Annotated in this window: 21 protein-coding genes; 11 read left to right on the top strand and 10 right to left on the bottom strand. The window is 59.9% G+C overall.

Features of this window, described 5'->3' with window-relative positions:
- Positions 1–61: 61 nt before the first annotated feature.
- On the top strand, positions 62–511 hold the full coding sequence (locus LIY45_RS03825) for a cytochrome c (RefSeq protein WP_226475410.1): 450 nt from the start codon (positions 62–64) through the stop codon (positions 509–511).
- Between the two features lie 6 nt (positions 512–517).
- On the opposite strand, the gene LIY45_RS03820 is transcribed toward LIY45_RS03825, so the two are convergent.
- The 5 genes from LIY45_RS03820 to LIY45_RS03800 form a co-directional block, all read right to left on the bottom strand.
- Positions 518–913 (bottom strand): DUF1090 domain-containing protein, encoded by a 396-nt coding sequence (locus LIY45_RS03820; RefSeq protein ID WP_226475408.1) that lies wholly within the window; start codon positions 911–913, stop codon positions 518–520.
- 81 nt (positions 914–994) lie between these two features.
- Positions 995–2,680, bottom strand: coding sequence for an NAD-dependent DNA ligase LigB (gene ligB, locus LIY45_RS03815; RefSeq protein ID WP_226475548.1), 1,686 nt, complete (start codon positions 2,678–2,680; stop codon positions 995–997).
- A gap of 98 nt (positions 2,681–2,778) precedes the next feature.
- Positions 2,779–3,120, bottom strand: coding sequence for a hypothetical protein (locus LIY45_RS03810; RefSeq protein ID WP_226475407.1), 342 nt, complete (start codon positions 3,118–3,120; stop codon positions 2,779–2,781).
- A gap of 222 nt (positions 3,121–3,342) precedes the next feature.
- Positions 3,343–4,533, bottom strand: a complete 1,191-nt coding sequence (gene metK, locus LIY45_RS03805) for a methionine adenosyltransferase (protein WP_226475405.1) — start codon at positions 4,531–4,533, stop codon at positions 3,343–3,345.
- A gap of 19 nt (positions 4,534–4,552) precedes the next feature.
- Positions 4,553–5,548, bottom strand: coding sequence for a metalloregulator ArsR/SmtB family transcription factor (locus LIY45_RS03800; RefSeq protein ID WP_226475403.1), 996 nt, complete (start codon positions 5,546–5,548; stop codon positions 4,553–4,555).
- 249 nt (positions 5,549–5,797) lie between these two features.
- Here LIY45_RS03800 and tkt point away from each other — a divergent pair, with 249 nt between their 5' ends.
- The 6 genes from tkt (at position 5,798) to fba (ending at position 12,011) form a co-directional block, all read left to right on the top strand.
- A complete protein-coding gene (tkt, locus tag LIY45_RS03795) occupies positions 5,798–7,795 on the top strand; it encodes a transketolase (RefSeq protein ID WP_226475402.1) in 1,998 nt (665 codons plus the stop codon).
- 140 nt (positions 7,796–7,935) lie between these two features.
- Positions 7,936–8,985, top strand: a complete 1,050-nt coding sequence (gene epd / locus LIY45_RS03790; protein WP_226475400.1) for an erythrose-4-phosphate dehydrogenase — start codon at positions 7,936–7,938, stop codon at positions 8,983–8,985.
- Positions 8,986–9,004: 19 nt separating this feature from the next.
- Positions 9,005–10,168 carry a phosphoglycerate kinase gene (locus LIY45_RS03785; RefSeq protein WP_226475398.1) on the top strand — a complete coding sequence of 388 codons (1,164 nt, stop codon included), beginning with the start codon at positions 9,005–9,007 and terminating at the stop codon, positions 10,166–10,168.
- Between the two features lie 29 nt (positions 10,169–10,197).
- On the top strand, positions 10,198–10,425 hold the full coding sequence (locus tag LIY45_RS03780; protein WP_226475396.1) for a hypothetical protein: 228 nt from the start codon (positions 10,198–10,200) through the stop codon (positions 10,423–10,425).
- A 60-nt stretch (positions 10,426–10,485) separates the two neighbouring features.
- On the top strand, positions 10,486–10,821 hold the full coding sequence (locus LIY45_RS03775; protein ID WP_003216869.1) for an MliC family protein: 336 nt from the start codon (positions 10,486–10,488) through the stop codon (positions 10,819–10,821).
- A 125-nt stretch (positions 10,822–10,946) separates the two neighbouring features.
- Positions 10,947–12,011, top strand: a complete 1,065-nt coding sequence (gene fba / locus LIY45_RS03770; protein WP_003177554.1) for a class II fructose-bisphosphate aldolase — start codon at positions 10,947–10,949, stop codon at positions 12,009–12,011.
- A 138-nt stretch (positions 12,012–12,149) separates the two neighbouring features.
- Here fba and LIY45_RS03765 read toward each other — a convergent pair whose 3' ends face one another.
- The 4 genes from LIY45_RS03765 to LIY45_RS03750 all read right to left on the bottom strand — a co-directional run bounded on the left by LIY45_RS03765 (position 12,150) and on the right by LIY45_RS03750 (position 14,969).
- Positions 12,150–12,425, bottom strand: a complete 276-nt coding sequence (locus tag LIY45_RS03765) for a hypothetical protein (protein WP_023659305.1) — start codon at positions 12,423–12,425, stop codon at positions 12,150–12,152.
- A 180-nt stretch (positions 12,426–12,605) separates the two neighbouring features.
- The gene (locus tag LIY45_RS03760; RefSeq protein ID WP_226475395.1) at positions 12,606–13,292 is read right to left on the bottom strand and encodes a transposase; all 687 of its coding nucleotides are present in this window, start codon (positions 13,290–13,292) and stop codon (positions 12,606–12,608) included.
- Between the two features lie 212 nt (positions 13,293–13,504).
- Positions 13,505–13,798: a fructose-bisphosphate aldolase gene (locus LIY45_RS03755; protein ID WP_226475393.1), complete on the bottom strand. Its 294-nt coding sequence runs from the start codon at positions 13,796–13,798 to the stop codon at positions 13,505–13,507.
- Between the two features lie 505 nt (positions 13,799–14,303).
- The gene (locus tag LIY45_RS03750; RefSeq protein WP_226475392.1) at positions 14,304–14,969 is read right to left on the bottom strand and encodes a polysaccharide lyase family 7 protein; all 666 of its coding nucleotides are present in this window, start codon (positions 14,967–14,969) and stop codon (positions 14,304–14,306) included.
- Between the two features lie 308 nt (positions 14,970–15,277).
- On the opposite strand from LIY45_RS03750, the gene LIY45_RS03745 reads away from it, so the two are divergent.
- Genes LIY45_RS03745 through LIY45_RS03735 form a run of 3 tightly spaced genes read left to right on the top strand, consistent with a single transcriptional unit; the run spans position 15,278 to position 18,249 of the window.
- Positions 15,278–17,389, top strand: a complete 2,112-nt coding sequence (locus tag LIY45_RS03745) for an EAL domain-containing protein (protein ID WP_226475390.1) — start codon at positions 15,278–15,280, stop codon at positions 17,387–17,389.
- 43 nt (positions 17,390–17,432) lie between these two features.
- Entirely contained in the window at positions 17,433–17,933 is a 501-nt protein-coding gene (locus LIY45_RS03740; protein WP_226475389.1) for a M48 family metallopeptidase, read from the top strand.
- A gap of 19 nt (positions 17,934–17,952) precedes the next feature.
- Entirely contained in the window at positions 17,953–18,249 is a 297-nt protein-coding gene (locus tag LIY45_RS03735) for a winged helix-turn-helix domain-containing protein (protein WP_226475387.1), read from the top strand.
- 97 nt (positions 18,250–18,346) lie between these two features.
- On the opposite strand, the gene LIY45_RS03730 is transcribed toward LIY45_RS03735, so the two are convergent.
- Positions 18,347–18,799 (bottom strand): GNAT family N-acetyltransferase, encoded by a 453-nt coding sequence (locus LIY45_RS03730; protein WP_226475385.1) that lies wholly within the window; start codon positions 18,797–18,799, stop codon positions 18,347–18,349.
- A gap of 221 nt (positions 18,800–19,020) precedes the next feature.
- On the opposite strand from LIY45_RS03730, the gene LIY45_RS03725 reads away from it, so the two are divergent.
- Entirely contained in the window at positions 19,021–19,758 is a 738-nt protein-coding gene (locus tag LIY45_RS03725) for a transporter substrate-binding domain-containing protein (RefSeq protein ID WP_226475383.1), read from the top strand.
- Positions 19,759–19,819: the final 61 nt, after the last annotated feature.

Genomic DNA, 19,819 nt, shown 5'->3' with positions numbered 1-19,819 from the left:
TATTGGTGTTTGCGGGCGGGGCGAGGATACTGGCCGCCGTTTCCCGTGACCTTGAGCCATCATGACTTTTAAAAGACTGACCCTTGTATTGCTGGCCTGCCTGACACTGTCCGCCTGCGGCGGGGTTGATCCGAATTCGCCCCTTGGCCAGCGCAAGGCCATTTTCAAGCAGATGCTCAAGACCGGCGAAGACCTGGGCGGCATGCTGCGCGGGCGCATTCCGTTCGACGGCGCCAAATTTGCCGAAGGCGCGGTCAAGCTTGATGCGTTGTCCCATGAGCCGTGGAAACACTTCCCGAGCGTGCGTGAAGAAGACCACACCAGCGCCAAGGACGACGTATGGCAGAAACAGGCACGCTTCCAGGAGATGGCCCGCAACCTTGAAGCGGCCACTGGTGAATTGGTGATCGCCAGCCAGGTCCAGCCCTACAAGGCCAGCAATCTTGGGCCGGCCGTGCAGAAAGTCGAAGATGCCTGCACCGCGTGCCACAAACAGTTTCGCGATCATTGAGGCGTCTTACTTGTCCAGTTCGTCCAGGGCTTCCTGCAAGTCCTTGCGAGACTGGGCCAGCTTGTCCTTGCGCTTGTTGATCTTGTCGGAATCACCTTTTTTCATCGCCTTGTCGAGGTCAGCCTGACGGCGGCTGACTTCGTGCTTGGCGTCGAGCACCTTGTTTTCGCGCTCCTTTTTCAAGGAGGCGTCGGTGCAGTTGGCAGTGACTTCACTCAAGGCTTTTTCCAGGCCGGCTTGCTGCTCGCTGTTGCCGTGGGCCTTGGCTTGTTCGATTTGGGTGCTGATGGCCTGGCGCTTGGCGGCGCAGCCGGTGAGTGGCGGGGTTTCCTCTGCCGCCAAAAGTGGTGTGGCCATGAACGTGGCGACGGTCAGCAGGGCAAAAGGTGCAAGGAATTTCATAGAGGCTCCAAGGGAAACAAGGTCGCGATCAGGTGGGCAGGATGAATTCTGCCGGCACCGGTTAAGGCTGTCGGGCAGCGGTCAAAAACCATCTATCCCGGCAGCCCGTAATGTTTCACCCAAGGCCAGCACCTGCGGGTCGCGAAAAAAAGCGCTCAGTTGCGCCGCGCGGCCCGGGCCTATGCCGTCTTCGGCCAGCCAGGCTTGAGTGTCTTTGGCGGCCAGGGTTTGCCAGCCGCCTTGTAGATTGTTACGGGCCGTGGGCGGTACTCCCAGGGCCATCAGCCATTGCGCGAACGGTCGCTGCCGGGCGCTGCGCAAGCTGTCGAGTAAACGCGTACTGCGGCGTTCGCCGAAGCCGTCAATGTTAGCAAGCTCTGCCTCATCCAGGGTTAACCAATCGAGCAGGCCACCGATCAGACCGGCCTGGATCAAGGTGTTCCAGGTTTCGCGACCGACATGTGGCAAGGCCAGTCCCTGGGCGCCGCTCAGCCAGGTCAGGCGCGCAAGCAGTTGTTCCTCGCAGCCTGGGGTCAGTTCCCAGCAACTCAAAGGGTGGAAATGACTGGCCTGGGGGATCTGCAACTCGACCCGTGGATGGCTGCGCAGGATGACGTTGTCAAGACGCGGAATGACCTGGCCAGCCAGGCTGATGGACACATGATCGCCCGGGCGGGCATCCAGTTCCCGCCAGCGTTTCAGGGAGCCAACGCTGACCCGGGTGATTTTCCGGTCATCCAGCAGTACTGGCTCCAACTCCAGGATGGAGGTAATGCGCCCGGTGCGACCAATCTTGAAATGCACCTTGCGCACATGGGCCAGTGCCTTGACGACCGGGTATTTCCAGGCAACCGCCCAATAGGGCGAACTGACCCGCCAGCGCTCGGCCGGCGCCCGCTGGCTTTGATGCAACACCACGCCGTCGCTGGCAAAGGGCAGTGGGTGGCTGTGCCAGTAGCTGCGCCAGTGCGCCGCTTCGGTAATGTCCTTGATCGGGTGGCTGTAGCGCCTGCTGTCGGTGAAGCCCCATTGCGCAAGCTGGCTCAGTCGTTTGGGAAAATCCTCGGGACCGTGGGGCCAGGCCCATACAAACAGGCCGATTCCGGCGGCTTCGGCTTCGCTCAACTGACGGCGGTTCATCAGCCCAGCCACTTTGCTGCGGGCGCCGAGGCCACCTTTGGCGGCCTGAACGTGATCATTCAGTCGCCAATAGAGTTCGCCTTGCAACAACAAGTCTACGGGCTCGGGCAGTTGCTGGACGATCCCGGGAATCCTGCGGGCGGAGGCTGACCAATCCTGGCCCAGTCGGCCATCGCCGCGACTGATGACCCGGCTCAGTCGGCCTTCGCGGTAAACCAGGGTGACGGCGACGCCATCGACCTTGGGCTGAATCCACACGTCCTGGCGAGTGCTCAGCCAGGTTTGAACGGCATTGTCGTCCAGCAGTTTTTCCAGGCCGGTGTGTGGCGTCGGGTGAGCGATGGTGCCTCGCGCGCTGGCCAGCGGATTGTCCTTGGCCGGCACGGAGGGGGCGAAACAACTGCGCCATTGGGCAAGGCGCTGGCGGGCCTGGTCATAGAGTTCATCGCTGATCAATGACTGGCCGAGTCGGTGATAGCTGTCATCCCACAGGTGGACTTGCTGCGCCAGGGTGGCGATCTGGGTTCGGGCGTGGTCGGCCTCCCAGTCGGGACACTCCTGCGCCCACGCAATAAGCGACGAGACGCTGAGTAAAAAGAAGAACAGTAAGCGCATAGGCAACGTCATCATGAGCATCCTTGCTCTGAAAGGGCGCCCAGCCTAAGTCATCCCTGCGGGCATAAAAAAGCCCCGCAACCGCGAGGCTTTTTACCCGATGTTTCGGTTTACTTGAACAGACCACCCAGGGTTTTCACGGTGTCGTTGCTGTCCGCCTTGGCCTGCTGCTTTTGTTGGCTGGCATCGAGCTTGGCCTGGGACTCGCCGACTTTTTTGCAACCTTTGTTTACTTGATCCAGGGCGGCCTGCATGGCCTTCACTTTCAATTCTTCGCCATTGGCGTTGGCTGCGTCGACCTTGGCTTGCAGGTCTTTGCCCTGTTTTTCGCAATCACCGGAAGACACGCCCAGCTGGGAAGTCAGGCCGCTGAGTGCGCTCAAGTCGGCGTGCGCCGGCAGGGCAAACAGGCTGAGCAGCAGGGCGGCAGGGGCGAGTGTGGAAATGCGCATGGAAAACCTCAATGTACGATTGCCTGCGCGCTTATCGACCCCGGGCAGGCGCAGTGCAATATCCAATAAAAGGTGAAGGCCCGGGAGGGCGCGGATTTTAGTGGGCCATCATTTAGCCTGCAAGTATTGGATCCAAAAAAATGAGCATTGCCCGCAAATCATCCGGCAATAAAAAGCCCCGCCGGGATAACCCGGCAGGGCTTTGTGTACACCGTAAGGCGATTACAGGCCGGCGGCGGTCCGCAGGTCGTTGGCGCGGTCGGTCTTTTCCCAGGTGAACGTGGTGAAGGTGTCGTTGCCAACAGTCTTCTGCTCTGGGGTGCGACCGAAGTGGCCGTAGGCCGCGGTGTCCTGGTACATCGGGTGCAGCAGGTCGAGCATGGTGGTGATTGCGTAAGGGCGCAGGTCGAAGATTTCACGCACCAGCTTGACGATCTTGTCGTCGCTGATCTTGCCGGTACCGAAGGTGTTCAGCGAGATCGACGTAGGCTGGGCCACACCGATGGCGTAGGACACCTGGATCTCGCAACGCTCGGCCAGGCCGGCAGCCACGATGTTCTTGGCTACATAACGACCGGCGTAGGCGGCGGAACGGTCAACCTTGGATGGATCCTTGCCGGAGAACGCACCGCCGCCGTGACGGGCCATGCCGCCGTAGCTGTCGACGATGATCTTGCGACCTGTCAGGCCGCAGTCGCCCACCGGGCCACCGATGATGAACTGGCCGGTCGGGTTGATGTGGAACTGGGTGTCCTTGGTCAGCAGTTCGGCAGGCAGTACGTGCTTGACGATCAGCTCCATGACGCCTTCGCGCAGGTCGCTGTAGGACACGTCCGGGTTGTGCTGGGTCGACAGTACGACAGCGTCGATGGCGACGACTTTGCCGCCTTCATAACGGCAGGTCACCTGGGACTTGGCGTCCGGGCGCAGCCATGGCAACACACCCGATTTACGGGCTTCGGCCTGGCGCTTCACCAACTGGTGGGAGAAGGTGATCGGTGCTGGCATCAGCACGTCGGTTTCGTTGCTGGCGTAGCCGAACATCAGGCCCTGGTCGCCGGCGCCCTGATCTTCAGGCTTGGCACGGTCGACACCCTGGTTGATGTCCGGGGACTGCTTGCCAATGATGTTCATCACGCCGCAGGTCGCGCCGTCGAAGCCGACGTCGGAGCTGTTGTAGCCAATGTCGATGATCACGTCACGAACGATCTGCTCCAGGTCTACCCAGGCAGAGGTGGTGACTTCGCCGGCGATGATCGCCACGCCCGTTTTCACCAGAGTCTCGCACGCCACTCGGGCGAACTTGTCTTCAGCAATGATGGCGTCCAGCACCGCGTCAGAGATCTGGTCGGCGATTTTGTCCGGATGCCCTTCAGACACGGACTCGGAGGTGAAAAGGGAGTATTCGCTCATCTCGATGTTTTCCTGATATTTACCGATGGTGAGTGTCGCCAGCCGGCCGCTGAAAATGGCGGACCTGAATCTGGAAACCATTACGTAAACCTACATAGAGGCTTTCCCCGGGAACGAGTCCCGCAGCGGTGGCCCAACGGGCCAGATCGTCCTGTTCAAAACCCAGCCAGAGATCACCGCAGGCCTCCCTGGCCCAGCTCTGGTTGTGGCTGCATAAATCCGTGACCAACAGGCTGCCGCCTGGTTGCAGCAAATTCGCCATCTGCTTGAGGGCTTCTGCCGGGGCGGCGAAATGGTGCAGGACCATGTTCAGCACCACGCAATCGGCCCGCAGGCTGGTGTCATTCAGGGCGTCCGCCAACTGCAGGTGGACATTGCCCAGGGCCTCGCGCTCACACAGTTGGCGGGCCAGCTCCAGCATCGCCGGGCTGTTGTCCAGCGCCGTGACCTGATGAAAGCGCCGCGCCAGCTCCGGCAGAAAACCGCCGTCACCGGGGCCCACTTCAACCGCCGTGGCTTCATTACTGAAGCTCAGCTTGTCCAAAAGTGCCAGCACGCTTTCGCGGTATTGCGCCAGGCCGGCGATCAGATCCTGCTGGGCGCGAAATTTCTCGGCTACCCGTGAGAAAAAGTCCTGGCTGGCCGCAGCGCGTTGCCCGTGCACCTGGCTGATGCGCGACTGCACGTCGGCCGGCAGGGCCAGGCTGTCTATTTCTTCCAGCAGCGCCGCGTGCAGCTTGCCGCCCAACTGTTCGGTGTGGGGCAGGGCACGACGGTAAAAAATCGCATTGCCTTCACGGCGGGTTGCCACCAGACCGGCCTGGGCCAGTACCTTCAAGTGATGGCTCATGCCGGACTGGCCGATGGCGAAGATCTGCGCCAGCTCCAACACCCCGAACGAATCGTTGGTCAGCGCGCGCAATACATTCAGGCGCAACGGATCACCGCCGGCCTTGCACAGGGCTGCCAGCTCGTCGCTGTCGTCGGGGCGAATGGAAGATGCGCTTAGGTTCATAAGGCCAGCAGTCTAGTGACGGTGGGAAAACCCCGCAAGGGCAATATCAAAAAGTTTTGATATTGGTCGATAATCGGTGGTTATAAGCAGCCGCTATAACCCCTGGACGAAGCGGTAAACCGTTTCTCCAGCCAATCCGCAGGAAAAACACCCTCAAGTGACTATCTGTCATTGCCCCGAGGGCCGTGGCTGAGGGAAAATGCCGATCCTTTTTTCCGTTTCTTTTATTCACTCTCCAGGAGATCAGCGATGCCCAGCCGTCGTGAGCGTGCCAACGCCATTCGTGCCCTCAGCATGGATGCCGTGCAAAAAGCCAACAGCGGCCATCCCGGTGCCCCGATGGGCATGGCGGATATCGCCGAGGTACTTTGGCGTGACTACCTGAAACACAACCCGAGCAACCCGTCGTTCGCCGACCGTGACCGGTTCATCCTGTCCAACGGCCACGGCTCGATGCTGATCTACTCGTTGCTGCACCTGACCGGCTACGACGTCACCATCGACGACCTGAAAAACTTCCGCCAGATCCACAGCCGCACCCCGGGCCACCCGGAATACGGCTACACCCCGGGTGTCGAGACCACCACCGGTCCACTGGGCCAGGGCCTGGCCAACGCCGTGGGTTTTGCCCTGGCTGAAAAAGTGCTGGGTGCGCAGTTCAACCGCCCGAACCACAATATTGTCGACCACCACACCTACGTGTTCCTGGGTGATGGCTGCATGATGGAAGGCATTTCCCACGAAGTCGCTTCCCTGGCCGGTACCCTGGGCCTGGGCAAGCTGATTGCCTTCTACGATGACAACGGCATCTCCATCGACGGCGAAGTCGAAGGCTGGTTCACCGACGATACCCCTAAGCGTTTCGAAGCCTACAACTGGCAGGTGATCCGCAATGTCGACGGTCATGATCCGGAAGAAATCAAGATTGCGATCGAGACGGCCCGCAAAAGCGAGCAGCCGACCCTGATCTGCTGCAAGACCACCATTGGCTTCGGTTCGCCGAACAAGCAAGGTAAAGAAGACTGCCACGGCGCCCCACTGGGTGACGCGGAAATCGCCCTGACCCGCGCTGCGCTGAAGTGGAACCACGGCCCGTTCGAAATCCCGGCTGACATCTACGCCGAGTGGAACGCCAAGGAAGCCGGCCTGGCTGTCGAAGCCGAGTGGGACCAGCGTTTCGCGGCCTACTCCGCCGAATTCCCTGAGTTGGCCAACGAGCTGGTTCGCCGCCTCGCTGGTGACCTGCCTGCCGACTTCTCGGAAAAAGCCTCGGCCTACATCGCCGAAGTGGCCGCCAAGGGCGAAACCATCGCCAGCCGTAAAGCCAGCCAGAACACCCTGAACGCATTCGGCCCGTTGCTGCCTGAGTTCCTCGGCGGTTCGGCTGACCTGGCCGGTTCCAACCTGACCCTGTGGAAAGGTTGCAAAGGAGTGTCGGCAGAAGACGCCAGCGGCAACTACATGTACTACGGCGTGCGTGAGTTCGGCATGAGCGCCATCATGAACGGCGTCGCCTTGCACGGCGGCCTGGTGCCTTACGGCGCGACCTTCCTGATGTTCATGGAATACGCCCGCAACGCCGTACGCATGGCGTCGTTGATGAAGAAGCGTGTGATCTTCGTCTACACCCACGACTCCATCGGCCTGGGCGAAGACGGCCCGACGCACCAGCCGGTCGAGCAACTGACCAGCCTGCGCACCACGCCTAACCTCGACACCTGGCGCCCATCGGACGCCGTCGAATCGGCTGTGGCCTGGAAGCACGCGATCGAGCGTAAAGACGGCCCTTCGGCGCTGATCTTCTCCCGTCAGAACCTGCAGCACCAAACCCGCGACGCGGCGCAGATCGAAGGCATCAGCCGTGGTGGCTACGTGCTGAAAGACTGCATCGGCGAGCCGGAGCTGATCCTGATCTCCACCGGTTCCGAAGTGGGCCTGGCAGTTCAGGCGTACGACAAGCTGACCGCTGCCGGTCGCAACGTGCGTGTGGTTTCCATGCCGTGCACCAGCGTCTTCGAAGCCCAGGATGCTGGCTACAAGCAAGCCGTCCTGCCGTTGCAGGTCAGCGCTCGTATCGCCATCGAAGCGGCTCACGCCGACTACTGGTACAAGTACGTGGGCCTGGAAGGCCGCGTGATCGGCATGACCACCTACGGTGAGTCGGCGCCGGCGCCAGCGTTGTTCGAAGAGTTCGGCTTTACCCTGGAAAACATTCTGGGTCAGGCTGAAGAGCTGCTGGAAGACTAAGCCTGTAGATTGGGTGGCTGTACTGGCCTCTTCGCGAGCAAGCCCGCTCCCACATTAGATCGCGGTCTAAATGTGGGAGCGGGCTTGCTCGCGAAGGCGGCGGCACATTCGCCCCATTACCCAAGGTAATCGAGAACCCCATGCCTCAACCGCGTCCCTACAAAGTTGCACTCAACGGCTACGGCCGGATTGGTCGTTGCGTCTTGCGTGCTCTGTTCGAGCGAGGGGCGGCGGCCGGGTTTGAAATTGTCGCGATCAACGACCTGGCTGACATGGCCAGCATCGAATACCTGACACGCTTTGACTCCACCCACGGCAGGTTCCCCGGCGAAGTGCGCGTCGAAGACGACTGTCTGCATATTAATGGCTACTGCGTAAAGGTTTTGCGCAGCGCCACCCCCGAGGGCATCGACTGGGCGGCGCTGGGCGTCGACCTGGTGCTGGAATGCTCCGGTGCCTACCACACCCGTGCCGATGGCCAGCGGTTTCTCGACGCCGGCGCGCCGCGGGTCCTGTTCTCCCAGCCGATGGCCAGCGAGGCGGATGTCGACGCCACCATCGTCTACGGCGTGAATCAGGATTGCCTGACCGGCGCTGAATTGCTGGTGTCCAACGCCTCCTGCACCACCAACTGCGGCGTGCCGCTGTTGCGCCTGCTGGACCAGGCGATCGGCCTGGAATACGTGTCGATCACCACCATTCACTCGGCGATGAACGATCAGCCGGTGATCGATGCCTACCACCATGAAGACCTGCGCCGCACGCGTTCGGCGTTTCAGTCAGTGATTCCGGTGTCCACCGGGCTGGCGCGTGGTATCGAGCGACTGTTGCCGGAACTTGCCGGGCGAATCCAGGCCAAAGCCGTACGGGTGCCGACGGTGAACGTGTCCTGCCTGGACATCACCCTGCAAACCGTCAGCGACACCGACGCCGGCGAGGTCAACCGGATCCTGCGCGACGCCGCCACCAGCGGCCCGCTCAAAGGCCTGTTGGCCTACACCGAGTTGCCCCACGCCAGCTGTGATTTCAACCATGACCCGCATTCGGCCATCGTCGATGCCAGCCAGACCCGCGTTTCCGGCCCACGGCTGGTGAACATCCTGGCGTGGTTCGACAACGAATGGGGTTTTGCCAACCGTATGCTGGACGTTGCAGAACACTATCTGCAAACAGCCTCTCCACAACTTTAGCTCTCAGGAATTGCCCCCCATGACCGTGTTGAAGATGACCGACCTCGATCTGCAAGGTAAGCGCGTACTGATCCGCGAAGACCTCAACGTCCCAGTCAAGGACGGTGTTGTCACCAGCGATGCGCGAATCCTGGCTTCGCTGCCGACCATCAAGCTGGCCCTGGAAAAAGGCGCGGCCGTGATGGTCTGCTCCCACCTGGGTCGCCCGACCGAAGGTGAGTTCTCGGCAGAAAACAGCCTCAAGCCGGTAGCCGAGTACCTGAGCAAGGCCCTGGGCCGCGAGGTGCCGCTGGTTGCCGACTACCTGAACGGCGTGGACGTGAAGGCCGGCGACATCGTGCTGTTCGAAAACGTGCGCTTCAACAAGGGCGAGAAAAAGAACAGCGATGAACTGGCCCAGCAATACGCTGCCCTGTGCGACGTGTTCGTGATGGACGCCTTCGGTACCGCTCACCGCGCCGAGGGCTCGACCCACGGCGTGGCCAAGTTCGCCAAGGTCGCCGCTGCTGGCCCGTTGCTGGCCGCTGAGCTGGACGCATTGGGCAAGGCGCTGGGTGCTCCGGCCCAACCGATGGCCGCCATCGTTGCTGGCTCCAAGGTCTCCACCAAGCTCGACGTACTGAACAGCCTGAGCCAGATCTGCAACCAGCTGATCGTCGGCGGCGGCATTGCCAACACCTTCCTGGCCGCTGCCGGTCACCCGGTGGGCAAATCGCTGTACGAGCCGGACCTGCTGGACACCGCCCGCGCCATCGCGGCCAAGGTCAGCGTGCCGCTGCCGGTGGACGTAGTCGTGGCCAAGGAATTCGCTGAAAGCGCCGAAGCCACCGTCAAGCTGATCGCTGATGTGGCCGCCGACGACATGATCCTGGACATCGGCCCGCAAACTGCAGCCAACTTCGCTGAACTGCTGAAGTCGTCCAAGACCATCCTGTGGAACGGCCCGGTCGGCGTGTTCGAGTTCGACCAGTTCGGCAACGGCACCAAAGTGCTGGCCCACGCCATCGCTGAAAGCTCGGCATTTTCCATCGCCGGCGGTGGCGACACCCTGGCGGCCATCGATAAATATGGCGTTGCTGACCAGATCTCCTACATTTCTACGGGTGGTGGTGCATTCCTCGAATTCGTCGAAGGCAAGGTACTGCCGGCTGTCGAAGTGCTGGAAAGCCGAGCGAAGGGCTGAAGCACTTGCTGAGGAAAAGGAGCATTCCGATGATCAGGTCGTTGGCACTGGTGATAGCTGCGGGCGTGTTGGCTGGTTGCGGCAGCACGCCTAAAGTGGCGCCCGAGTCTGAAAAGGCCGGGGCGGCGCGGCAAAAGAGTTGCTACCAGGCTGACTGGCAAGCCGAAACCATGCCGGTGATCAATAAGCGCATCGGGCCGGACGGGTTGGAGAAATACGACTCTGCGCCCAACGGTCAGGAACAGGGTTGCCCTTGACGGGTCTGATTCACTAACCGACAGCAGCGGTGGCCGCAGGTCGCCGCTTGAGGATTGGCAATGAAAGGCGTTTTCGCCCTGGCAGCACTGGCGTTATTGGCCGGATGCACCAACCTGAACATGTTCGACAAGAAGGCAGAGCCGGCAGACAAGTGGACCACCTGGACGTGTGACAGCCAGGCGCAAGTCAACTGGCGCTTTGCCGACCAGGCCCGCACCCAGGTGGATGTACGCCTCGGCGGCTCAGACCAGGTGTATCGCCTCAAGCAGGACGTGGCGGCTTCGGGCGTGCTGTACAGCGACGGCCAGTTGGCGTTTCACACAAAAGGTGAGGAAGGCCTGGTTTACTGGGTTGCCACCGACGATTTGATCGGGCGCGGCTGTAAAGCACAGTAACCCCGACAGCAATAACGATTCAGCAGGGCAGGCTTTGAAAGCCTGACCTTCAATAACTTGAATAGCAGCCGCCGCTACGGCAGGCTTGCACGATTAACGACCCTCGACCGGGAGAGAGACTCACAATGGCACTTATCAGCATGCGCCAGATGTTGGACCACGCAGCCGAATTCGGCTATGGCGTTCCAGCCTTCAACGTCAACAACCTTGAGCAGATGCGCGCCATCATGGAAGCCGCTGACAAGACTGACTCTCCAGTGATCGTCCAGGCTTCGGCCGGCGCGCGCAAATACGCCGGTGCCCCGTTCCTGCGTCACCTGATCCTCGCCGCGATCGAAGAATTCCCGCACATCCCGGTGTGCATGCACCAGGACCACGGCACCAGCCCTGACGTGTGCCAGCGCTCCATCCAGCTGGGCTTCAGCTCGGTGATGATGGACGGTTCCCTGGGCGAAGACGGCAAGACCCCGACCGACTACGAATACAACGTACGCGTCACCCAACAAACCGTGGCCATGGCTCACGCCTGTGGCGTTTCGGTTGAAGGCGAGCTGGGCTGCCTGGGTTCCCTCGAAACCGGCATGGCCGGTGAAGAAGACGGTATCGGCGCCGAAGGCGTACTGGATCACAGCCAAATGCTGACCGATCCGGAAGAAGCCGCCGACTTCGTGAAAAAGACCCAAGTTGACGCCCTGGCCATCGCCATCGGCACCAGTCACGGCGCCTACAAATTCACCAAGCCACCTACCGGCGACGTGTTGGCCATCGACCGCATCAAGGAAATCCACAAGCGCATCCCGAACACCCACCTGGTGATGCACGGTTCTTCCTCGGTACCGCAAGAGTGGCTGGCGATCATCAACCAGTACGGCGGCGACATCAAAGAAACCTACGGCGTGCCGGTTGAAGAAATCGTCGAAGGCATCAAGTACGGCGTGCGCAAGGTCAACATCGACACTGACCTGCGCCTGGCCTCCACCGGTGCGATGCGTCGCCTGATGGCCACCAACCCGAGCGAATTTGACCCACGTAAATTCTTCGGCGCTACCGTGACTGCCATGCGTGATGTATGTATCGCACGTTACGAAGCCTTCGGTACTGCGGGCAACGCTTCGAAGATCAAGCCTATCTCGTTGGAAGCGATGTACCAGCGTTACCTGAAAGGTGAGTTGAACGCCAAGGTCAACTAAGCCTTACGCGTTAATGAAAAGCCCGCAGCGATGCGGGCTTTTTTATTCATATTCCTTATCTTTATTGTCGAACTGAACCTTGAAAGGTTAACTGTATTCAATAGATATGCCGATAACTAATAAGTTTGGAGTAGGAAGTCAGGAAATCGTCACTGGTGTGGTTAGGCTCCAGTCCGAATAGTTGACGTTATCTACAGTCTCTCTCACTTGTACGTTAATGGTTTGTCCGCGGAAGTTCTGCACAATCGCTTCTTGGGTGGTAAAGGAGTATATGCCGTTTGAGCCAACAACCCCGCTCCCTAGAGTGGCTCCCGTACCAGCTTGATTCAAGTAAACCCGATAACCGGGCGTGCCCCTTCCTGAAACTGTAATTTGAGCGGCTCCGCCTTGCGCGCTATCAATATAGGCAGCCATGATCAATATCCTTCTGTAAAGGGTCGTCATGAATTGACGACGTGATAACACTCTAGTGATGCATCACTTATGTGGCTACCTGTTAGAAATCACAGTTCCGACGAATGGATAACGGATAAAGGGGACCGGATAAAGGAGCGATAAAGGGGACGAGCGATAAAGGGGACAGATTTATTTAAATCACCATGGCCTACCCCGCCCTCGATTGGTGATACGCAACCCTGTAATTTTCTCAATCTCATCTACAAAAACTGAATTGCCCGTCAACTGGCCTCTTTGCAATGCGTTCCTGATCAATTGAATTTCAGATGTCGGAATGCCCTGCTCAATAAGAACGGCGTAGCGTGCTCGCTTTTCATCAGGTGCTAGACCCGCGGCTTCAAAACAAGGGACCTCATCCAGCCAGTCCGCCTCGGGCGTTGTGTTGAAACGTGTATTGAAGCTGGACCACGGATAGTCGCGTGGGTGAGCCACCATCCTGGCTCGGATTGGATTGAGTTCGATGTATCGGGTGCACGCAAGTAGATAGGTATCGTTCTGAACAATGCTTGAACGGTATCGACTTTCCCAAAGCGTGCCCGTGCGGCCTTCCAGTCGGTTGCGGTAACGCGTGGTACGTGCGCCTAAGACCTTCATTAGCTTGGCTAACGCTGTAGGGTCATCGCCCGGATCCAGCAAGAGGTGTACATGATTAGTCATCAGGCAAAAGGCGTACACCTTCACAGCTAATGCTTGTTTCAGCTCCCGCAAGTTTGCGAGGTAGTTTTCGAAATCTGCTACATCAGCAAAGACGACCTGCTTGTTATGACCACGCTGAACCACATGGTGTGGGTAATTAGGCAGTACCAGCCGTGCCATTCTGGGCATTTGACCTCCTACGTCCGTGTAGAGAGATAAAAGTGTAGCACTCGGAAAAGCAGGGTTCGGGGCGTCACGTGTGGTGTGATGTGACTGGGGAATGAAGCTGATAGGGCATGGGCAGAGTGGTAGGAGAGTGTCGGATAGTTCGACAAATAAATCTGTCCCCTTAAGAAAAAAGCGCCCGCAGCGATGCGGGCTTTTTTGTGGCTGAAATTTGATCAGGCGGCTGTGGGTGTGTCGAAGCCGCGGTATTCAATGACGCGGAATACGTCGCTTACGTCCTGCACCAGGATGCGCGCGGTGTTGGCTACGTGGTTCAGGTCACGCTCCGCAAAATCGGGCAGGCTGGAGCACGCCATCAGGTTGAGGTGTTCGAGGGCGGCGTTGAGGCGTTCACGCAGGCAGGCGTGCAGGTCCGTGAGGGGGGCATCGCTGTCGATCAATAGCACGGGGTATTCGGTGGCTGTTTCGGTGCAAGGGGTGAAGCGGCGGGGCGGGAGTTGTGGCTTCATGGCAAATATTCCTCGTATCTAAAAAGGACTACCGCCGTTCGCTGCGAAACGAATGGGTGGTAGCTGTGTGCGGGTTCGCAGACCGAGGATACGAGGAACCCGGCAGACCCGAAGGTCTCCCACACACAGCCACCATAAAATAAACGACGGACGTAGAAGCGCTAGTCGTTGCATTCATGATGCTTGGTTACACACGTATCGTTAGGGCTGCGAAACCCTATCGCCGATCAATGTCGGCGACGGGGCGAACTATAAGCGGCGCTCCGATTCACCGCAACGGCCCTGTAGGACGCAGAGCCCCTGTGGGAGCTGGCGGTGCGACGATTCGACTTGCCCGCGATGGCGGTGTGCCAGTCGAAGAATAAGTTGGCTGATACACCACCATCGCGGGCAAGTCGAATCGTCGCACCGCCAGCTCCCACAGGGATCAGTGGTGTTTAATGGATTGTTGTTGAGCACCGAATGATCCTTGGGTCTTTAGGACTGTGCCTACGAGCCGACAGCCTCACTCGTGATCAATATCCAGCTTGGCAAACGTCACCCGGGCGCCTTCCTTGCTGTTGCCGCTGTTGTCCTGCACGTAGGCGCCGGCCTTGAAGTACAGCGGTTGTTTGCCCCACGCAGCGCCGATGCGTTCGTTCCATTGCCCATTGGCGGCGTCGATGCTCAACAATCCGGCCTTGTTCAGGTGGATGACGTAGGTGAAGTCGCGGTCCAGCGGTACGTTTTCGGCGACGATGATCACCCGGCCTTCTGACTCGTCGGGGCGCATGCGCACCTTGGCGACGATGTTGCCGGTCTGGGTTTTTTCCTTGTATTGGTACTCGACCTTGATCAGTGGCTTCTGGCTTTCGTAGGCGTGGATTTGACCGATCACCACCTTGCCGGACGACGGCACCTGGTTGACTGCCAATGTGGCGCGCAGGTAGTTGTCGGCGTCGCTGTACAGCCAGTTGCGCAGGCGGCCGTCGGCGTAGGTTTCCCGCAGTTCGCTGCGAGGATAAACGGCGTTCTCGGTCCGCGTGCCGGTGACCGGCGTCCAGAATTGCACGCTGCTGCCTTCGGCCTGGAAGTATTGGTCCTTGAACCCGCTGAGCAGTTTCGGGGTGTCGATGGTCGAGGGCGGGGAGCCGACGGGGATGCTCAGGTTCCAGGTGGACAGATCAATCATTGAATACGCCTTTAACGGGGAGAGAAGGCCTTGGCTCGGGGGCCGGCACTTTCTTTATAGGTGGCTCGAAATGGATTGTTAATGATTTTGTGGCGGTTTGTTGGCGTCAGCTAAATGTCAAAAAGCCATGTTTCCCGTAAACCGCGGGCTGTAGACACTGACCGTTAGTCGGTTGTCTGGACTTTGGCGCGATGATGGCACCGTCGTGGCTTCTGCTTTATGGGATCCAGGGATAGAGTGAGTCCTTATTGTTCATCCGGTTTTGTCGCAAAAATGACCGGAGTGACGCCGACGAAAGAGAAGCAGCAATGGAATGCGCTCCAATCAAGCCTCGCGATGGTTGTTCAGTGCTTTTGGTGGTCGATGACTATCCCGAGAACCTGATCAGCATGCGTGCACTATTGCAGCGTGAAGACTGGCATGTGGTGACGGCGGCGTCCGGGATTGAAGCCCTGGGATTACTGCTGGAGCATGACGTCGACCTCGTGTTGCTGGATGTGATGATGCCCGGCATGGACGGCTTTGAAGTCGCCCGGCTGATGCGCGGCAGCCAGCGCACGCAAATGACCCCGATCATCTTTCTCAGCGCCCACGCCCAATCGCCGGCTGCGGTGCTGGAAGGCTATGCCAGCGGCGCGATCGATTACCTGCTCAAACCCTTTGACCCCAATATCCTCAAGCCCAAGGTCCAGGCCCTGCTGGAGCACCAGCGTAACCGCCGGGCCTTGCAGCGCCTGACTCATGACCTGGAGTCAGCCCGGGCCTTCAATGCCTCGGTGCTCGACAACGCCGCCGAAGGCATCCTGGTGGTGGGCGAGGACGGCGTGATCAGCTACGCCAACCCGGCGATTTCGCGGCTGCTGAATGCGCCGGTCGCCGAGTTGCAGGGCGCCGAGTTCCTCGCTTTTTTGCAAAAGCCTCACGTGCCTGGCTGGCCCGACTCGGCCTTGTACGAAGGCTACAAGCGCGGCGAAACCTGGCGCCTGCACGACGCGATCTTGCGCACCGCGCCCGGCCAGCAACTGCCGGTGGCGATGTCCTGCGCGCCGTTGCCGGCCGAGCAGAAAGCCATGGTGGTGACGGTGCTGGACATGTCCGAGGTGCGCCATCTGCATCAGCAGCTGGAGTTCCAGGCGGTTACCGACCCGCTGACCGGCTTGCTCAACCGGCGCGGGTTTCACCAGGCGGTGGACAATGTGTTGTTGCGCAGCGAGCGTAGCGAACAGTCGCTGGTGCTGCTGTACCTGGACCTCGACGGGTTCAAGCGGGTCAATGATTCCTTGGGGCACGACGCCGGTGACCGGGTGCTGCGCTGGGTTTCGGAGCAGTTGAAGGCGTGCCTGCGCTCCTACGACATTCTTGGCCGCATGGGCGGGGATGAATTCACCGCGCTGCTGGAGCTGGAATTCCCGGAGCAGGCGGCCAAGATTGCGGAAAAATTGATCGAGCGGGTGTCGATCTGTCAGCAGGTCGACGGTCTGGATGTGATGCTGGGCGTCAGTATCGGCATCGCCACCTTCCCGGACTGCGGCTCGGACCTCAACGGCCTGCTGCGGGCAGCGGACGTCGCCATGTACGAGGCCAAGCGCGCCGGGCGTCAGCAATATCGCTATTACGACCAGGAAATGAACGGCCGGGCCCGCTCGCGGCTGATGCTCGAAGACAGCGTGCGCAACGCCATCGACAGCAAGGATTTCACCCTGGTGTACCAGCCGCAGGTCTCGCTGCACGACGGTCACTTGCGGGGTGTCGAAGCGCTATTGCGCTGGCAGCATCCGAGTGTCGGCGATGTGCCGCCGGGCCTGTTTTTGCCGTTGCTGGAAGAGGCGCGGCTGATCAGCCAACTGAGCTCCTGGATCTATCAGCAGGTGGCCGCCCAGCGGCAGGAATGGAAGGCGGTGTTCAGCGACGGGCTGGTACTGAGCGTGAGCTTGAGCAGCAGCCAGTTCAACATGCCGAACCTGGCCAGCCAGCTGCAGCAGGTGCTGGAGCGACATGGGCTGCAGGGCCGGCAGCTTGAGGTGGAGATCAGCGAAGAAAGCCTGATGCACAACCTGGACGAGTCCACCAAGCAGCTCAAGCTGTTGCGCCGGGCAGGGGTGCGGATCGCCCTCGATGACTTCGGCGCGGGCAACTGCTCCCTCGCGCACCTGCGGGACCTGGAGTTCGACACCCTCAAGCTCGACCCGAAGCTGGTGGCCCGCCTGCCAGGCTCATCCCGGGATGCGGCGATGGCGCGGAGCATTATCGAACTGTGCCGGCACTTCGACCTGCTGGTGATTGCCGAGGGCGTCGAGACCCAGGAGCAAGCGGAGTGGCTAAAGGCCAATGGTTGCCAGTTCATCCAGGGGCCGCAGATAGCGCCACCGTTGATGGCCGATGAAATTGCCGACTGGCACCTGCGCGCAGCGTTGCGCTGAATTCGCTACACTGGCGCCCATTCAAATACCCGTTGTTGACCCCATGACCGCGCTGAAATACCTCCAGGCCTACCCCTCAGCATTGCAGGAGCAAGTGCGCCAGTTGATTGCCAAGGATCAACTGGGCGACTACCTGACCCAGCGCTACCCCGAACGTCATGGTGTGCAGAGTGACAAAGCCTTGTACAGCTACGCCCAGGCCCTGAAGCAGGAGCACCTGCGCAATGCCCCGGCCATCGACAAAGTGCTGTTCGATAACCGCCTGGACCTGACCCACCGCGCCCTCGGCCTGCACACCACCATCTCCCGGGTGCAGGGTGGCAACCTCAAGTCGAAGAAAGAAATCCGCATCGCCTCGCTGTTCAAGGAAGCCGCGCCGGAGTTTTTGCGTATGATCGTGGTACACGAACTGGCGCACTTCAAGGAGTCGGACCACAACAAGGCGTTCTACAAACTCTGTGAATACATGCTGCCGGGCTACCATCAGGTGGAATTCGACCTGCGGGTTTACCTGACCTGGCGCGACCTGCAGGGCAAGCCCTAACCTTCAAAGGCGATCGAGCATGGATGTGAGCAAGACCAAAAGCAGCTTCTACCGGCGCCTGTATGTGGCTCATCTGATCGACAGCCAGTTGGCCAGCAGCGTCCCGGCACTGACCGAGGTGACGGGCATGCCCCGACGCACCGCCCAGGACACCATTGCGGCGTTGGCGGACCTGGACATTGTGTGTGAGTTTGAGCAGGAAGACGGCGCTCGCAACCATGCCGGGCGCTATCGGATTCGTGATTGGGGCGCGATTGATCGGCGATGGATCGAGGCAAATCTGCCGCAGATCAAGCAGGTATTGGGTTACCCCTGAGATAACGGTTGCCTGTTCCGACGCCATCGCGGGCAAGCCCGGCTCCCACAGTTGACCGAGTACTCCTGTGGGAGCCGGGCTTGCCCGCGATGACGTACTAAGCCCGGCGCATACCTATATGTGGAATGTCATCCTCAAGGTATTCCTCACCCGCCACCACAAACCCGTACCGCCCGTAATACCCCTGCAAATGCGCCTGGGCCGACAGATAGATCGGCACGTCGGGCCACTGTTTCTCTGCCTGCCTGAGGGCTTCATCTATCATCTGGTGGCCCAGCCCGGTGCCTCGTGCACTCGGTGCCACGATCACCCGGCCGATCACCACGTCGCCGCCCTGGGATTCAGGATCCAGCAGGCGCAGGTAGGCCTGCAATTGACCGTCGCTCCAGGCCATCAGGTGATGGGTGTCACCGTCCAGGTCCTGGCCATCGATGTCCTGGTACACGCATTTCTGTTCGACAACGAAGACTTCCGAGCGCAGGCGCAAAATGGCGTACAGCTGTTCCTTGCCCAGATCACTGTGGTGTTTGCAGACCCATTCGACTGTCATGGTGTTCTCTCGGCTAATTGTCTGCTCAGGATAGTAAGCGCGTAGGAGGCGGGTGTCTAAATTGCGGCGTTTTTGTGAGTGAGATCAAATTGCCACTATTCTGTGCATGCGCCGCTGCCGTCTTTGTGTAATCTGGGGTACAGGCTCATTGATGAGCTACTGTTAAACCCTCGGGTTCAACCCTGAGGTCTGGCCATCGAACGCCCGCCAAGGACTTAAGCATGCCGCGATTTTCTCGTGCCGTTGCTTTGATCGGTTTGTTGTTGCTGGCCCAGACGGCGGCGGCAGAACGTTTGCGCCTGGTGGCGGATGCCTGGCCGCCGTTTACCGATGCCACCCTGATCAATGGCGGGTTGGCCACCGACATCGTCACCACCGCCCTGGCCCGCGCCGGCTACGCCAGTGACTTTGAACAGGTGCCCTGGGCCCGCGCGCTGATGGGGGTAGGCGATGGGCGTTACGACGTACTCATCAACGCCTGGTACGACGACGCGCGAACTCAACTGGGGCAGTTTTCCGGCGAATACCTGCTCAATCGGGTGCTGTTTCTAAAGCGTCGGGATGACCCCATCGAGTACCAGAAGCTGGAGCAATTGCACGATTATCCCGTCGCGGTGGTGCGTGGGTACGCTTATTCGGCGGCGTTCGACGCCGATGTGCAATTGCAGAAAGTCCCGGTGCATAACTTCGCCATGGCCGTGCGCATGTTGGCGGCACGGCGGGTGCGGCTGACGGTGGAAGATGAGTTCGTCGCCCGCTATTACCTGGCGCGGGAGTCTGCCACGGTGCGCAATGCGGTGGAGTTTTTGCCGGTGCCGTTGAGCGAAAACAGCCTGCACATTCTGGTCAGCCTGAAAAATCCGCAGCATGAGCAGATTGTTGCCGGGTTTGATCGGGAGATTGCCAGGATGAAAGTGGATGGCAGTTATGCGCGGTTGATGAAGCAGCATGGGATGTAGTGAGGCTAATGGCCCCTTCGCGAGCAAGCCCGCTCCCACATTCGATCGCATTCCAAAGGTG

Origin of the sequence: Pseudomonas sp. MWU16-30323, assembly GCF_020515595.1 — a bacterium.
Classification (GTDB): Bacteria; Pseudomonadota; Gammaproteobacteria; order Pseudomonadales; family Pseudomonadaceae; genus Aquipseudomonas; species Aquipseudomonas yamanorum.
This window is presented reverse-complemented; position numbering and strand designations above follow the sequence as displayed.

Coding starts and splice junctions, on each gene's coding strand:
- LIY45_RS03825 (WP_226475410.1), top strand. CDS start 62: ATGACTTTTAAAAGACTGACCCTTGTATTGCTGGCCTGCCTGACACTG.
- LIY45_RS03820 (WP_226475408.1), bottom strand. CDS start 913: ATGAAATTCCTTGCACCTTTTGCCCTGCTGACCGTCGCCACGTTCATG.
- ligB (WP_226475548.1), bottom strand. CDS start 2,680: ATGACGTTGCCTATGCGCTTACTGTTCTTCTTTTTACTCAGCGTCTCG.
- LIY45_RS03810 (WP_226475407.1), bottom strand. CDS start 3,120: ATGCGCATTTCCACACTCGCCCCTGCCGCCCTGCTGCTCAGCCTGTTT.
- metK (WP_226475405.1), bottom strand. CDS start 4,533: ATGAGCGAATACTCCCTTTTCACCTCCGAGTCCGTGTCTGAAGGGCAT.
- LIY45_RS03800 (WP_226475403.1), bottom strand. CDS start 5,548: ATGAACCTAAGCGCATCTTCCATTCGCCCCGACGACAGCGACGAGCTG.
- tkt (WP_226475402.1), top strand. CDS start 5,798: ATGCCCAGCCGTCGTGAGCGTGCCAACGCCATTCGTGCCCTCAGCATG.
- epd (WP_226475400.1), top strand. CDS start 7,936: ATGCCTCAACCGCGTCCCTACAAAGTTGCACTCAACGGCTACGGCCGG.
- LIY45_RS03785 (WP_226475398.1), top strand. CDS start 9,005: ATGACCGTGTTGAAGATGACCGACCTCGATCTGCAAGGTAAGCGCGTA.
- LIY45_RS03780 (WP_226475396.1), top strand. CDS start 10,198: ATGATCAGGTCGTTGGCACTGGTGATAGCTGCGGGCGTGTTGGCTGGT.
- LIY45_RS03775 (WP_003216869.1), top strand. CDS start 10,486: ATGAAAGGCGTTTTCGCCCTGGCAGCACTGGCGTTATTGGCCGGATGC.
- fba (WP_003177554.1), top strand. CDS start 10,947: ATGGCACTTATCAGCATGCGCCAGATGTTGGACCACGCAGCCGAATTC.
- LIY45_RS03765 (WP_023659305.1), bottom strand. CDS start 12,425: ATGGCTGCCTATATTGATAGCGCGCAAGGCGGAGCCGCTCAAATTACA.
- LIY45_RS03760 (WP_226475395.1), bottom strand. CDS start 13,292: ATGCCCAGAATGGCACGGCTGGTACTGCCTAATTACCCACACCATGTG.
- LIY45_RS03755 (WP_226475393.1), bottom strand. CDS start 13,798: ATGAAGCCACAACTCCCGCCCCGCCGCTTCACCCCTTGCACCGAAACA.
- LIY45_RS03750 (WP_226475392.1), bottom strand. CDS start 14,969: ATGATTGATCTGTCCACCTGGAACCTGAGCATCCCCGTCGGCTCCCCG.
- LIY45_RS03745 (WP_226475390.1), top strand. CDS start 15,278: ATGGAATGCGCTCCAATCAAGCCTCGCGATGGTTGTTCAGTGCTTTTG.
- LIY45_RS03740 (WP_226475389.1), top strand. CDS start 17,433: ATGACCGCGCTGAAATACCTCCAGGCCTACCCCTCAGCATTGCAGGAG.
- LIY45_RS03735 (WP_226475387.1), top strand. CDS start 17,953: ATGGATGTGAGCAAGACCAAAAGCAGCTTCTACCGGCGCCTGTATGTG.
- LIY45_RS03730 (WP_226475385.1), bottom strand. CDS start 18,799: ATGACAGTCGAATGGGTCTGCAAACACCACAGTGATCTGGGCAAGGAA.
- LIY45_RS03725 (WP_226475383.1), top strand. CDS start 19,021: ATGCCGCGATTTTCTCGTGCCGTTGCTTTGATCGGTTTGTTGTTGCTG.